The 14,660-nt window shown below is 55.1% G+C and carries 11 protein-coding genes; 6 read left to right on the forward strand and 5 right to left on the reverse strand.

Annotated elements, in window-relative coordinates; all coding sequences use genetic code 11:
* Positions 1 to 42: 42 nt before the first annotated feature.
* The 4 genes from J2I47_RS25465 to J2I47_RS25480 form a co-directional block, all read right to left on the reverse strand.
* Positions 43 to 4,257 (reverse strand): cellulose binding domain-containing protein, encoded by a 4,215-nt coding sequence (locus J2I47_RS25465; protein ID WP_207367452.1) that lies wholly within the window; start codon positions 4,255 to 4,257, stop codon positions 43 to 45.
* Positions 4,258 to 4,440: 183 nt separating this feature from the next.
* Entirely contained in the window at positions 4,441 to 6,432 is a 1,992-nt protein-coding gene (locus tag J2I47_RS25470; RefSeq protein ID WP_207367453.1) for an acetoacetate--CoA ligase, read from the reverse strand.
* 76 nt (positions 6,433 to 6,508) lie between these two features.
* On the reverse strand, positions 6,509 to 7,114 hold the full coding sequence (locus J2I47_RS25475) for a YcxB family protein (RefSeq protein ID WP_207367454.1): 606 nt from the start codon (positions 7,112 to 7,114) through the stop codon (positions 6,509 to 6,511).
* Between the two features lie 42 nt (positions 7,115 to 7,156).
* Positions 7,157 to 7,372 carry a DUF4783 domain-containing protein gene (locus tag J2I47_RS25480; RefSeq protein ID WP_207367455.1) on the reverse strand — a complete coding sequence of 72 codons (216 nt, stop codon included), beginning with the start codon at positions 7,370 to 7,372 and terminating at the stop codon, positions 7,157 to 7,159.
* A 354-nt stretch (positions 7,373 to 7,726) separates the two neighbouring features.
* Here J2I47_RS25480 and J2I47_RS25485 point away from each other — a divergent pair, with 354 nt between their 5' ends.
* Positions 7,727 to 8,227 (forward strand): phosphoribosyltransferase family protein, encoded by a 501-nt coding sequence (locus J2I47_RS25485; protein WP_207367456.1) that lies wholly within the window; start codon positions 7,727 to 7,729, stop codon positions 8,225 to 8,227.
* Positions 8,228 to 8,350: 123 nt separating this feature from the next.
* Here J2I47_RS25485 and J2I47_RS25490 read toward each other — a convergent pair whose 3' ends face one another.
* Positions 8,351 to 8,653, reverse strand: a complete 303-nt coding sequence (locus J2I47_RS25490) for a DUF4286 family protein (protein ID WP_207367457.1) — start codon at positions 8,651 to 8,653, stop codon at positions 8,351 to 8,353.
* 59 nt (positions 8,654 to 8,712) lie between these two features.
* Here J2I47_RS25490 and J2I47_RS25495 point away from each other — a divergent pair, with 59 nt between their 5' ends.
* The 5 genes from J2I47_RS25495 to J2I47_RS25515 all read left to right on the forward strand — a co-directional run bounded on the left by J2I47_RS25495 (position 8,713) and on the right by J2I47_RS25515 (position 14,623).
* Positions 8,713 to 9,144 (forward strand): cytochrome B, encoded by a 432-nt coding sequence (locus J2I47_RS25495; protein ID WP_207367458.1) that lies wholly within the window; start codon positions 8,713 to 8,715, stop codon positions 9,142 to 9,144.
* 107 nt (positions 9,145 to 9,251) lie between these two features.
* Positions 9,252 to 9,845: a hypothetical protein gene (locus J2I47_RS25500; protein WP_207367459.1), complete on the forward strand. Its 594-nt coding sequence runs from the start codon at positions 9,252 to 9,254 to the stop codon at positions 9,843 to 9,845.
* 142 nt (positions 9,846 to 9,987) lie between these two features.
* Positions 9,988 to 11,556 (forward strand): hypothetical protein, encoded by a 1,569-nt coding sequence (locus J2I47_RS25505; RefSeq protein ID WP_207367460.1) that lies wholly within the window; start codon positions 9,988 to 9,990, stop codon positions 11,554 to 11,556.
* A gap of 239 nt (positions 11,557 to 11,795) precedes the next feature.
* Positions 11,796 to 13,055: a lytic transglycosylase domain-containing protein gene (locus J2I47_RS25510; RefSeq protein ID WP_229374945.1), complete on the forward strand. Its 1,260-nt coding sequence runs from the start codon at positions 11,796 to 11,798 to the stop codon at positions 13,053 to 13,055.
* Between the two features lie 383 nt (positions 13,056 to 13,438).
* Positions 13,439 to 14,623, forward strand: coding sequence for a lytic transglycosylase domain-containing protein (locus J2I47_RS25515; RefSeq protein ID WP_229374946.1), 1,185 nt, complete (start codon positions 13,439 to 13,441; stop codon positions 14,621 to 14,623).
* Positions 14,624 to 14,660: the final 37 nt, after the last annotated feature.

A 14,660-nucleotide genomic window follows, 5' to 3' on the forward strand; every position in this document is an offset into this window, starting at 1 on the left:
TTACAGACCGGGCTGAACAGACTTGCTCAGCCCGCCTGATACTTACTCAGCTTTCAATACGCGCAGCGTCCGGCTTTGGGTGGGGGTGCTCACTTGCAGGAGTAACACACCCGGCCCCTGACCCGTCAGCGAGAGCGTATGCTGCTCTACGGCTTGCGGCGTGGCTATCTGCTGCTGGGTAATAACCTTACCCTGCGCATTGATCAACTGCAATTGTAGAGGATTACCGCCCGCGCCTTTGATCTGCACCGACACTGCATCACCCCGCACCGGGTTGCTCAGCAGCGTTACGTCCAGTTCACTGCCCGGCTCAGCCGAAGCGCGGCGAGCCGCGGCCCCCGACTCCTGACCCCACACCCGCTCATTGCCAACGTAGACCACCACCCGGTTGTTGGGACTGAACTCAGCAGGCCACTCCTGATACGAATAGTCGTTGGTTTGATCCAGGCGGGCACCTTGCGGGCTGTAGATGCTGTACCACAGCGTACCCAGACTGCTCAACGGCATCAGCTGGCCCCCAAACGTAGGCTTGATCTCCAGGTACGTATTGGCGTTGGCCAAAGGCGGGTTGATACGCACCAGCTCACCCTGCAAGGCACCTTCATACATGAAGTTCGAATAGAACGTCAGCCCCTGCTGGTTGTCGTCGGTGAAGTAGTAGCGGATACGTAGATCGGCGTAGTTCACGGGCAGGTTGCCTTCGTTGCGGAGGATTAGGTTGGTGGTGATGGCCGTGGCCGAGGGGCCGTTTTTGCTTTCGGTGAGCACCCGTAGCTGACGCGACGGCGTGACCAATGCCGGCTCCTGACCCCAAACCAGTACGCCGTTGTAGTAGGCCGTGATGCGGGGGTTAGCCAGCAACTGATCGCGCACGGGGTTGTACGAATAGTCATCCGGTTCATACAGACCGCTGTAGTCGCTCTTGGCAAAGTAGCTCTGGATCGGTCCTGAATCGGCGTTGGCTCCTAGTTGGCCTGCTTCCGGCGTGAAGCCGTACTCCACATAACCAAACGCACCCTGACGGGGAGCATCCAGCGGCACGTAGCGCAGCTTGACGTTGGCAGCGCCTACCTGGGCGTAGAAGGTAAAGAGGTTAGTGAGCGGTACGAAGTTCTCTACCGTCAGGTAATACCGCAGGGTCAGGGCCGACAGCGGCAGGGCTTCGCTGCCCTGGTTTTGCAGAATCAGCACGGGTTGCACCGAGTTGTTGTCGGCGTAGTTGTCCACGTCGCGGTGCAGCACCTGCAACTGAATGGCCGTCACCGTTACGCTCACCGTGGTCGAGATCGTTTGGCGGCTTGCTCCTGTGGCGTCACCGGCAATGACCGTGAACGTTTGCACACCCGCCGGAATACCCGATACCGTGGCCGTGTTGCCGTTGGGCGTAATGGTGCCCGGCCCAACAAACGTATAGCTGTACGGTGCGGTGCCTCCCGATACCGTGGCCGACAACGTGGTTGTACCCGTAGTCAGCAGTTGCGACGGCGTGGCGTAGGCCGTGATGGAGAGCGAAGAGGCCAGTGTGAACCGGGCTACGCTGGGGTCGTGGTCGCTGTCGGGGTTGGTAAATTCGGCGTTGATGTGCACCACGTCATACCCATCCAGCTTGCTCAGCAGGGCGTTGCTCACCAGGATGTGGTCAATCGTCTGCGAGTTGCCTTCGAAGACATACGTGTAGCGCTCGTTGGCGGGCAGCGTTTCGATCAGTGCATTCAGCGGCGCACTTTTTAGAATATTTACCGGGGCCGAAAACTCGAAGTCGTTCAGGTCGCCCAGGGTAATCACGTTGGCGTTGGGGTCGATAGCCAGAATGCTCTGTATAAAGTTGCGGACAACCGTGGCCTGATCGCGGCGCTGGGCTTCGCTGTAGAGCGTGGCGGGCTGATTAACGCCAAACAGAATGTCGTCAGGGATTTTCGAGCTGAAGTGATTGCCGATGATAAACACCTTCTGGCCGTTGAACAGGAACTCGCCGGCCAGCGGTTTGCGGCTGTTGCTGGCCGGGCCAGACCCGTCGTTGTTGGCAAAAGCCGGGTTGGTAGGGTCCACGCGGCCCGGACTGAACGATAGCTGCGGCACCCCGTTGACGTTGTTGACGGTTGTAGCAGCCGTTGAGGTGCCACCGGAGCGGTCAACAAACGTAACACGGGCGGGATTAAACAGGAAGCCTACCCGGATATTACCCCCTGGCTGCCCTCCATCCTGATCATCGACGGGGTTGATCTGGCGGTACTGATACGCCGGACCTCCGGCGCTGGTAATGGCGTTGAGCAGCAGGCCGAACGTAATGTTGGCGTCTACCACGGCGTCGTTGGTGGCACCGTTGTTGTCCTGAATTTCTTCCAGCAACAGAATGTCCGGTGCTTTCAGGTTCGTCACAATCCGGTTGGCCAGGTTCGTAAACTTGCTGCTGGGGTCGCTGGGAGCCAGGTTTTCTACGTTAAACGTCGACACCGTCAACTGGCTGGCCGTGCCGCCTACTGAGGTCACCTCCTTGGTCAGGCTGTTGGAGATCACCGTTGGGATCGACGTGAGCAGCACTTCATAGTTGCCGGCAGTCCAGTTGACAATACCCGTGGCCGTGCTCAGTTGGGCACCCACGTTGACAGATGGCGTCAGAAAACCGCCGCTGGGTGGGTTCAGTACCGTGTCGTCGAGTTGAATACGCTCAGGGTTGAAATCATTGGCACTGACAATGACTCCACCCCACGCTGACTTGATGGTAGCGTTGGCGCCGTTGTCGGCCACCACCCACAGCTCACCGGCAGCGGCTCCCGATTGGGTAGTTGGGCTAACCGCCAGCGGGTTGTTGATCTGCACCAGCATGGCTTCCAGGCTCTCGTAGAAGTCGATACCGTTCACTGTCGGATCGAACGCCAGGCCACCCGTTTCCACGTTGCCAGCCTGGTTTTTGATGAATTTGTTTGGAATGGCCCGACCGCCATTACCCAGTACCGTAGCAGCAGGCAGCGAATTATTCGTCGATACGGTCGTGACCGTGGGAACCTGAATCTGCGTAACGGTCAGGTTGTTGGTGCCTGCGCTACCCCCCGACCGGAACTCGGCCACGGTACCGCTCACCAGCACCGACGTACCGACCACCACGGTAGGGGCTGTGCTGGTGAAGACGAAAATTCCTTCCGATGTGCGGTCGTCGGTATCGGGCGTGGGGTCCTGCATGTAGAACCCGTTGGTGCGCAACCCTGTCACGATGCCGGGTACGCCGTTGACCGTCTGACCCAGCAGGGGCGAAATGTGGGCCGCGCCCTGGATGTCGTGGATTCGCTGGCTGGGCGTAACCTCATCATCGGCGATGGTGCCCGTTGCCGTTGCCGAACCGATGGTGTAGGCGGCGTCGGCCGTGATGGTCAGGATAATGGTTTCGTTGGCATCAACCACTGCGTCGTCTACCGGCGTGAGCGTCAGCGTAACCGACGACTGACCAACGGGGATGGTGGCCACGCCGCTGAGCGCGGGCGTATAGTCGGTGCCGTTGGTAGCCGAGCCGCCAACGGAGTAGTTGACAGTGAGCGCCGCCGTGGTCCCGCCCGACCGTGATAGCGTAAACACGATGGGATCAGTACCCGCTTCGGCCCCGTTGGCGTCGGTGGCTACGATAGAAACCGAGGGAAGCGTGGGGGTACCACCGCCGCAACTGGTGCTGTGCGCACCCAATCCGTCGAAGGTATCGGTGGCGTAACCATCCCATTGAACGCTTGGTACGAATACGTCGGTAGCGTTTGCATCGCCGGTGCAGGATGATAGTTTCCGGCGCAGGGTATTGTCGGCGGTCGAGGCTAGCCCCGTGCCCCATTCGGTACCGGGATCAAACCCTACCTGGCCAATGGCATCAATAATGGTGCCCGTGGCTCCACCTTTGCGCAGGACAATGGCGTCGTTTCCGTTGTAGAATGTGGAGCCGCTCGTCTGGTTTGCCTTGGCCAGAATCGTGGCGTTGGCGGCGGTTGGGGCCACTACGTAAGTACCGCCTGGGGCAATGGTGCCGGTCAGGTTAATAGTAGTGTTGGCCGTAGTACCGCCGTTAAAGTACATCTGAATGATGTACTGTCCGGTAGCCAGATTGATAGCCGAGCCGGTGCCGTTGTAGATTTCGAGGGCTTTGTTGTTACTACTGCCTTCAACGTATTCGGAGAAGAATAGATCGGTCGGTGCTTGTGCCCGTACCCACATTGGCGTCATGCAAAGCATGAGTAGCCCAAGCCAAGCATAGAAAGCTCGCTGTAGAGATGGAATCATGAAAAGATGTATAAGTTTTGCGGGCACAAAGCTACGGTATCTAGTAACTATATAGTGTTAGCAGATTGTTAAGTATGCCTTCGCGGCAAACTGTTCGTCGGCAGGGTAACGGGCAACAAAAAACCGCGCCCAGCTTCTATGGACGCGGCAAGTAATTGGAGGTAAGCCTGCTAACGTATTGGTTTACACCTCAAAGGCCTGAAACGCTTTGAGCGAGCCGGGGTTACGCATGGTGTCGGGGGAGGCGACGCGGTCGGGTTGCTGGCCCATAAGGATTTTTTTGACGGGTGTTTCCATCTTTTTGCCGCTAATGGTGTAAGGTACCTCGGCGATCTGATGGATGCTGTCGGGCACGTGGCGGGGGCTGTATTGATTGCGCAGTGCCTGCTTGATGCGCGTTTTCAGGTCGTCGCTGAGGGTTTGGCCGTCGCGCAGAGCCACGAACAGGGGCATTTCGTAGGTTCCGTTTTCGTGTTCGATACCCACTACCAGGCTGTCGGCAATTTCGGGGAGGCTTTCCACGGCGCTGTAAATTTCGGCGGTACCAATGCGGACCCCGTCGCGATTCAGCGTCGCGTCGGAGCGTCCGTAGATGATGACGGTACCCCGGTCGGTAATTTTGATCCAGTCGCCATGCCGCCAAACATTGGGGTTTTGCTCGAAATACGAGGCCCGGTAGCGTTCGTTGTTGCGGGCAGGATCGTCGCTTTGGTCGCCCCAGAAATAGAGGGGCATGGAGGGCATGGGTTCCAGAATCATCATCTCGCCAAGTTCCTCGCGTACAGGCTGCCCCGCCTCATCAAACGCTTCGACATGGCAACCCAACAGCCGGCACTGAATCTCGCCCGCCACTACGGGGCCAAAGGGGTTGCCACCCACAAAACCGCTGCACACGTCGGTGCCACCGCTGAACGAAATAAGCCAGACGTCGGTCCGGACGTTTTCGTAGATCCATCGGAAACCTTCGGGCGGTAGGGGCGAGCCTGTTGAGCCAATGCTTCGTAACGCCTTAAAAGATAGGGTGTTAGACGGCTTCAGCTCCTGCCGCATGCACGACAAAAAATAAGCCGCCCCACCCCCAAAATGGTTGATCTGTGCCTGTTCGGCCAGCATCCAGAGGCGGCTCAGATCCGGGTAGGCGGGTGAACCTTCATACAGTACCAGCGTAGCTCCCACCAGCATAGAGGCCAGCGCAAAATTCCACATCATCCAGCCCGTGGTGGAGTACCAGAAATAGCGTTCGCCGGGCTGTACGTCCTGGTGCAGGGCCAGCGTTTTGAGGTGTTCCAGTAAACACCCGCCCACCGAATGCGTGATGGCTTTGGGCTTGCCCGTAGTCCCCGACGAAAACAGGATCCACAGCGGACTGTCGAACGGAACGGGCTCAAACGTCAGGGCGGCAAACGGCGTGTCGAGCACGTCGGCCCAAAGGGTGGTGCCGGTGGGTGGCGCTATGTTTGCTGAAGGGTCGTTGTTCAGAAAGGGCACCCAGACAATGCTTTTCAGGCTGGGTAATCCCTGACGCAGCAGGGTCAAGTCTCCAGTCTTATCAATCGGTTTGCCGTTATAGGTGTACCCGTCGGCCATGAGCAGCACGGTGGGTTCGATCTGCCGAAACCGGTCGAGTACACTGGCCGTACCAAAGTCGGGTGAACAACTCGACCACACCGCTCCCAGTGACTGGGTGGCCAGAAAGCCCACCACGGCTTCGGGCACATTGGGTAGCAGGGCCACTACCCGGTCGCCTACGCCCACGCCCTGCTGCCGCAGAAATTCGGCCAGGGCGCCCACCTGCTGCGTCAGTTCAGACCACGACATTGCCCGCAGGCGGTTGCGTTCCGAAGCGTAGAGCAGGGCCGGATACAGGTGGCTGGCGTTGCGGAAAATGTGTTCGGCATAGCTGACGGTGGCCCCCGTAAACCAGCGTGTACCGATCATGCCCTGCCGGGGTCGTTCAATTACGTTACGGTAGGGGGCGTGAAATTTTACGTCGAAATAGGCAGCGATGACCTCCCAGAAGTCATCGATATTAGCCACTGACCAATTCCAAAGATCGTCGTAATGCCGCAGGTAGAGCCCTTTTTTAACGAACAGGTAGTCGATGAAGTGTTTCATCCGCGACTGTTGCAGGCGTCGGGCGTCGGGTGTCCAGAGTGGGGTAGGGGTTGGGGTCATGGGCAAAAAAAAGAGCGGGATTCGGCGTTGCTACATCAGTAACGCCGAATCCCGCTCGCTTCGCGTACCTGCCGCGCTATTTGGCCGTGCTGGCTGTTTTGGCTGGGGTTGTGGTTTCGGTTTCTGGCAGGAGGCCTTTTCGCCGTAACAGCATCTCCATAAATTTCTGGTCCTGCTCGCTTGTGAAAATGGAGAAGGGGAGGTACAAAAACTGAGCCCGCGCCATCTGTTTGGCGAGATAACCCATCAGGAAATTCATTTTTGGCATGCCTGTTTCCCCAAGTCCATTACCCAGTTGCAGAACGTAGGCGTCTTTGGTTTTGGCACCGCTTTTGATCATATCCCACTTCAGCATGCCACCTTCTTTCGCGTTCAGTTTCATGAGAATATGGCGGCTGTCGATCTCGTAAACGTACTTTTCGAACATTGGCTTAAACTGCTCTGACTGCGACACGCCGGTAAACTGAACGGCCCAAAACAACACGTAGATAGCCGTAAGCAGAATCACGACGACGTAGATCCAGTAGTTGGGGTACACATGCGTAAGGTTCAGGATGGCATTGAGCAGGATAAGCGCCAGCGGTATGCCGCTCCACAGCCAGTTGTCGCGCACCCACTGCCGAAACGCTAAGCTGATGTATGTTTTTTGGTCTAAGGCGTACTTTTTGGTTTTGATTGTCATGATGTACCCGCACGAAAAATGAAGGCGCAAAGATACGAACAATCAGGCTTTGCGGAATTGCAGCGAGTGAATCACCACCCGCTTGTCGGTGCGCCGGTGCATTAATACATATACCTGGTATTGGTCCTGGCCTGTGTAGTAGGCGCCCGTGCGATACAGTAAATTGCCCGACCCGCCTTTGTAGATGTACTCGAATCGGTATGGTGGATATTTGCGAAAGAAAGTACTTAGTATAACTTCGGCCTGGCGAGCACCCACAGTATGGTAATCAACCTAAAGGGCATCTATTTTAAGCTCAATTTTTTTGTCGAAGCAAGAAGCTAACGGAGCGGCTTTGCCTGTCTGCACGGAATTGCTAATCAGTAAATTAATGTCATTGTCGAGCGTGAAGGAAGTGGATGTAAATAGCAGAAGTAACGCCGTTAGGGCAGTACTGATTGATCGTTGACTGGTTGAGGAGAGGAAAAATTGTATTCGTGGCATGTAGTTAGAAACTACCCATAGTGCAGGTAGCCCAACTACTTAGCGGCTAAAACTGTGCCAAGTCCCTGACCGCTGGCTCAAAGTTTTTTTTGCCAACTTTACAGCTTGCTACCCGCCGAGTTCGCCTGTATGACAACCATCCAGATCCTGACTGCCGACCAGATTCAGCAGAAAATCCGCCGCATTGCTTTTCAGGTATACGAAACCAATTTCGACGAACCCCACGTGGTGCTGGCTGGCGTGGCCGGTGAGGGATTTGTGCTGGCCCAGCGCCTCGCCGACGAACTTAGGCAGATTGCACCCTTTCAGGTTACGCTGGTCCAGATTGACCTCGACAAGTCGCAGCCGGCCCAACCTGATATCTCGCTGCCTACGCTACCCCCCAACTACACCGGAGTAGTAGTCATCGTTGATGATGTGCTGTATTCGGGCCGGACGCTGGCGTTTAGTTTGCAGCCGTTTCTGCACGTAGCCGCTGGTAAAATTCAGATTGCGGTGCTCGTAAACCGCAACCACCCCCGCTATCCCATCGCCGCCAGCTTCATCGGATACGAACTGGCAACCACCCTCAACGAACACGTAGAGGTGGTACTGAGTGATGCCGAACGGGAGGGGGTGTATTTGAGGTGATCTGATTTACGAATGACGACTTACGAATTACGATTTGTTGCTTACGCACAGGATTGCTCTGGCCGCACCGGCGGACCGGTCAGCAGCAAATCGTACATCGTAAGTCGTCATTCGTAAATCCCTTCACGCCTCCTCCAGCAACGTTCGGAACGACACATATTTGTTGGCGTAGCGGTCGGCTACCTGTTGCTGGAGGGCGGGCTGATGCAGGCTTTGGTAGGTGACGAAATCTTCCATGGTCCGAAACCAGTACTGAAAGGTGTAGGTGACACCGCCGTTGTCCACTTCGGTCAGGAGCTTGAGCACTTTGTTTTCCAGCGGCAGGTCTGTAGCCATCACGGCGGGCATGTGTTCGTCTTTCATCCACCGCAAAAACTCGCGTTCAATCTGCGGCTCAAGGCTCATGGTAATGTTGTATAGAATCATAGGCTGGGTACGGGTTTGTCCGTTTCTTTGCAACAGCAATTTTTTGATAAACCTACACGATGTATACTGGATTAGTTCATGCCCACTCCGGGCTTCGCTGGCTGGCTTTGGTGCTGTTGCTGGCCGCCGTTTTTGTGTCGATCAGCCGCTGGCAAGGTCAGAAATCCTTTACCGACGGCAACCGTAAATTATACCTGTTCACGCTTATTTCGGTGCACCTCCAACTGGTGCTGGGCCTGATCCTCTATTTCATCAGCCCTAAAGTCAATTTCGATGGGCTGGCCAATCGGGTCATCCGGTTTTATACCGTCGAGCACATCACGATTATGCTGCTGGCTATTACCCTGATTACGGTGGGTTACTCGCGGAGTAAGCGGGCCACCAGCGACACACAGAAACACCGCCTCGTGGGGATTTTCTACGGCATTGGTTTAGGACTGATCCTGGTTGGTATCCCCTGGGCATTTCGTGGACTTGGGGCGGGGAATTAAGTTCAAGGTTTAAAGTCTAAAGTTGGCTGACGCGTCAGTATTCGCTTGCGGCAGCCAACTTTAGACTTTAAACCTTGAACTTTGAACCCCCTAATTCCTTATCGCTCATGAAATCAGTCTTTTCCCTAGCTTACCTGACGCTCATGGCGGGTAGCACACTGGCCCAAACGCCCGACATACAGATAAAAACCGCTGTGCTCGCTGCTCCGGCCGACAAACAGGCGGGGGCTACGGTCTATGGTTATTCCGACAAAAATGAGTTTATCCTCCTGCGCAAAGGCACCAATGAACTGGTTTGCCTGGCCGATGACCCGGCGCAGAAGGGACTCAGCGTGTCGTGCTATCATCAGGACCTGGAGCCGTTTATGAAGCGGGGTCGGGAGTTGAAGCAGGCCGGTAAAAAGCCCGCCGAGGTGCTCGACATGCGTGAGCAGGAGGTTAAGGCGGGTACACTGAAAATGCCCAGCCACCCCACCACACTCTATTCGTATACAGCTAAAGTAGAGAATTATGACCCGGCCACTGGTGTCGTAAAGGACGGCTACCTGCGTTATGTGGTTTATATTCCCTACGCCACCGCTGAAAGCACCGGCCTGCCTTTAAAGCCCGAAGCACCCGGCATGCCCTGGATCATGGACCCTGGTACGCACCGCGCCCACATCATGATCAACCCACCGGTGTCAACCACCGCTACGAAGTAAACATCCCACTTGTTCTCCTTATAATACAATAAAAAGGCGATAATCTGGTCGTTTGCCTCGAAAAAATAGCATTTGGTACGTAACCCTGTACGGTTCGCTGTAGTTTTGCGTTTTAGGCTTTACAATCCACGGACGCATTCACATGACTAAATGCACCTCCTTAGCGCTACTACTAATCGGGTGGTTTGCCCACTTCAGCAGTCAGGCGCAGGACGCAAAATCGCTCCAACTTGTGCTTCCTCAGGCTACCGACTGGAACGTAGTAGCTGAAGGACAACCTATCCGGTTCGATCTGAAAACCACGGGTGCCGCCCCCAACGACACGCTTACCTACGCCATTGCGCAGGGTATGATGGAGGGCATGAACTTCGACTCGCTGGGTCGCTTCAGCTGGACACCCGGTTTCGACGTAGTAGAACGCCTGAAGGCCAACCGGGTGGTGCCCGTTATTTTTGAAGTACACAATCGGCGGGGACAGTCGGCCACGCAACTCGTTGACATTAAGGTGCTCCCTGTCAACCGCCCGCCGGTAGTAGAAGACCTGCCGCCGTTTTATGTTCGTTTCCAGACCCAGAACGTCTACAAATTCGACCCCAAGCAGGTGTTCGATGCCGACGGCGACCCCATCGTTTTTATTGCCATTCCCGACCAGATGCCCGAAGGCAGCAAACTCACGGCGCAAGGAGAGCTGACCTGGACCCTGTCGCGCAATCAGTTTAGCCAACTGCGCACCAAGCCCCTCTATCTGGAATTTTGGGTGGAGGATCAACCGTCAAAGTTGCGCACCAAAGGTCGGCTTAAGATCGACGCCACCCAGATGGATTTGCCGCCCATTATCTCGGTAGTACCCAAAGATGCCAGCTATCGCATCCGCGAGAATGCCGCCATTAACCTGAAGTTCTACCTCTCTGACCCCAACGGCGATGAAGACGTTAGTACGTTCGACTTCCTGAGCACCAACCAGACCATCCCCAAGTCGACGCTGGTACGGAATACCAACAACCAGTACGAGTTTATCTGGACTCCCGGCTATGATTTCGTGCGCGATCCGTATGATACCATCCGGGTTGACCTGACATTTTTTGTGCTCGACAAAGCCCAGAACCGCGACGAGAAAACCATCTCGATCACGGTGCTCAACACGGTAAACGAGGAAGCCAAAGACCGATACACGTTTGCCATGTATCGGCAGGTGCTGGTGCAGGCGTGGAACCTGATCGAGCAGTTGGATGAAAAAGAGCAGGAGTTGAAAAAAGACTATAAGCGGGCTAAAGGTGGCAAGCGCAACCGGTCGATGGCCAACGCGTCGCTGGGGGCGGCTACGGGTATCTCGCCAACGATAAAAGATCCTGGTAACCAGCGACTTATATCGGCAATTGGTGGTACGGCCGTGCTGACAATGGGTACGTTGGAAGCCACCGAAGTGATCGGTAAATCGATGAAAGATTTGCTGGACCGGTACAACTATGTGTTGGGCAAAAAGACCGAGCTTCAAAGTAAAGGCGACGTGTTTGCCCGCGAGTTCGCTCTGAAATCTACGCGCCGTACGCCCGATTTTATCAAGCGCCTCGACGATTTCCGGAACACCATGAGCCTCAGCGGTCTGGTGGCACTGGAACTTGACGCCAACTGGCAAAACAAAAAAGAAGCCAACGACAAGGCTATTAAGCGCACATTCAAGGATTACACTCCATTGGAGGAAGCGCAGTAAGGAATGGACAATGAACAATGAACAATGTACAATGATCGCTTACTCGTAAATAAGTGATAATGCGTAAGCAATCAGTGTACATTGTCCATTATTCATTGTCCATTCTTTCCTTTTCCTCTGGCCTATTTTTTGCTCTATCGGTGTAGATGGTTTATTGTCTGGTGATCAGGGTGACTATTCACTCTATGGCTCGTCTAGACAAAAGCAGCCAATAGTGACCTACATCACCGTAACATATAATGAAAAAATGGGCATTTACTCTGCCCGTTGCTGCACTGCTATTGATAGCACACACAGCAACGGGTGCACCGCTGCCAATGGGTGCCATCACGGCCCCAACGGCCGAACGTAGCTGCCTGTCAACGCCCTACGATCTCAACCTCATTCCCGGCTTACTTCGTCCACTGCCTCCCGTCTATTTCTGTGGCGAGGCGGTTCCACTCCACGAAGAGGCCGTTGCCCGTCGGCTTATTTCGGCGCTGGCCCGCAATTCGTCGCAGTCGGTAGCACTGTTTAGAATGAGACAGCGGGCGGCCTCTTTTTTTCCGATCATTGAACCTATTCTCTCGCGCTACCAAATCCCCGCTGATTTCAAGTACCTACCACTGGTTGAAAGCGCACTGGTAGGCAGGGCGGTGTCGCCGAGGGGAGCGGCAGGTTATTGGCAGTTTATGCCCGCCACGGCGCGTGAACTGGGGCTGGCCGTTGCAAAGGGAACTGATGAACGGCTGAACCTGGAAAAGTCGACCCATGCTGCCTGTCGGTATCTGCGCTATCTGCACCGGCAATTGGGGTCGTGGACGCTGGCGGCGGCAGCTTATAACAATGGCATTGGTAATTTGCTGGGCAGCATCCGTCGGCAGCAAAACCGCAACTATTACTACCTCCGCCTCAACGCCGAAACGGGCAAATACCTCTATCGTATTCTGGCCTTTAAAGAACTGTTCAACAATTACCAGCAATACAGCAACGAACTACCTCAGCAACTGCTGGCCAGCCTGCGTAAGCCAGTGCAGCAAGAGGCCCCTGCCGAGGCCGAAAATGTGCTGTTTGATGAGGGGTTGATGATCAACCTGGAAAAACAGGCCGTACTGGCCGCTCCTAACCCCAGAGCTGACTTTACCGCGCCCGATGAACGCCCCGATGACCTGCCTCTGCCCAACGCCGCCGACGTATTCCGCGGTGGTATAAAAGCCAGACTGGTAGAGGCGGGTGATATGCAACGCGGCGGTGTATGGGTATTTAACCTTACCCGCAATGGCATGGCTAACGATGTAGCCGTGACCGAAGGCGACCGGCTGTATGCCATCATTGAAGACATTGATGCGAAAACAGGTCGCGTCTATTTTCGGGCTGATAAGCTCTATACGGCTGGCAGTCAGCAAACTATGGTGTTGCCACTGGCTGCCGTCGATGCCTCAACGGGGCGGATGGGTATTAAAATTCCTGACGTAGACCAAATGAAAGCCGGGTGGACGTTGACCTGGAAAGCCTTATAAACAGCTTTGCTGGGCTGTAGCGCAGTAGGCATTCGATTATCAACGGCGGCTTTTTAACCAGTTCATAATCCCCTACCCACGAATCGCTTTACCTGCCTGTTAAACTATCCAGCGTTAGGGCTGTCTAAACCACCGAGAGCAAACGCCCGCTGGCACAGGTGACGGATTGTAAAGTAGTGTCGGCTAATGGTCCGGCGCTGACCGTCGAAGTGGGCTCGGGTACGCATGATTTTGCCTACCCGATGCAACGACAACCGCTGCGTCAGTTCCATACACGAACTAAACTCAGCCGGCGTTATGTTCTTTGAAAGCACCAGCTAAAAATTGCCTTGAAATCAGAATCACTCATACGTAATTCGTTCATTTTAAGCAGTTTACTGCTTTTGACAGTTGTACAATTCTCCGTTGCACAGTCGAAAGTCAGGTCTAAAAAAGCACCACATCAGGTTGTTGCAAAGACTAAATTACCGTCGCCGCAACCTATTCAGCGCACCAATTTTGCGGGCGAACTCGTGCCCACCGAGCAGGGCGACGTAGCTACTAAACTGGCCATAGCGCTCATGAATACGTCGGGCTATGCCAAGCGCGTGCAATTGTTGCATCAGCGGTCGGCACCCTATTTTGCGGTGATTGAACCCATTCTGGCAAAGCACAAAGTACCCAACGATTTTAAGTACATGCCGCTGATTGAAAGCAATTGGCAGGCCACGGCCGTGTCGTCGGCTGGAGCGGTGGGGTACTGGCAGTTTATGGATGAAACCGCTAAAGACATGGGGATGCGCATTGAGCCTGGCAACGACGACCGTACCGATCTGGTGAAATCGACGGAGGCGGCGTGCCGGTATCTGAAATCGCTCCATAAACGGCTCGGCTCCTGGACACTGGCGGCGGCGGCCTATAATGGCGGCATGGGCATGATTGAAAAGAAGATGGTGCGGCAAAGTACGCGCAGCTACTACGACATGACGCTCAACCCCGAAACCGGCTATTATCTGTATAGAATGCTGGCGATGAAAGAGTTACTGGTCAATCCCGGCAAGTATGCCAACATGAGTAGCGGTCTGATGGCCTACGCCGACGATCCCTACGCCCGTGAACAGCAACAGGCCCGCAAAATGGGTTGGCTCATTGATGAAGACCCCGAATTGACCGGTATTCCCATCGATTCACCCGCGCGGGGTAGTGAAGCCGCCGTGATGGACAGCGTGCTGAACGATCTGTTGGCGCAGCGCCCCAAGACGCCCGCCGTGTTCATCGGCGAGGTGGAAGCTAAACTTCAGAAAGCTGGTAAAGCCAAACTGGGTCAAAGTTGGGCGTTCACGATAACACAAGACGCCAAAGTAGGTGACGTTGACTTAAAAACTGGTGACGCGCTCTATGCCGTGGTCGACGATATTGATAGCCGGGGCCAGATTTTTCTACGAGCCACCCGCGTCATTTCTGCCGAAACTAAAGAGTCTACACCCCTGACGCTGTCGGCCATGAACCCTGCCACGGGTATGCTGGGTATTCCGATTCCCAAGCACATTCAAACCGGCTGGACGGTGCAGTGGAAGACGGAGTTTTAGGATTTACGATGTACGATTGACGAATTACGATTTATTG

The sequence above is a fragment of the Fibrella rubiginis genome (genome assembly GCF_017353185.1).
GTDB lineage: Bacteria > Bacteroidota > Bacteroidia > Cytophagales > Spirosomataceae > Fibrella > Fibrella rubiginis.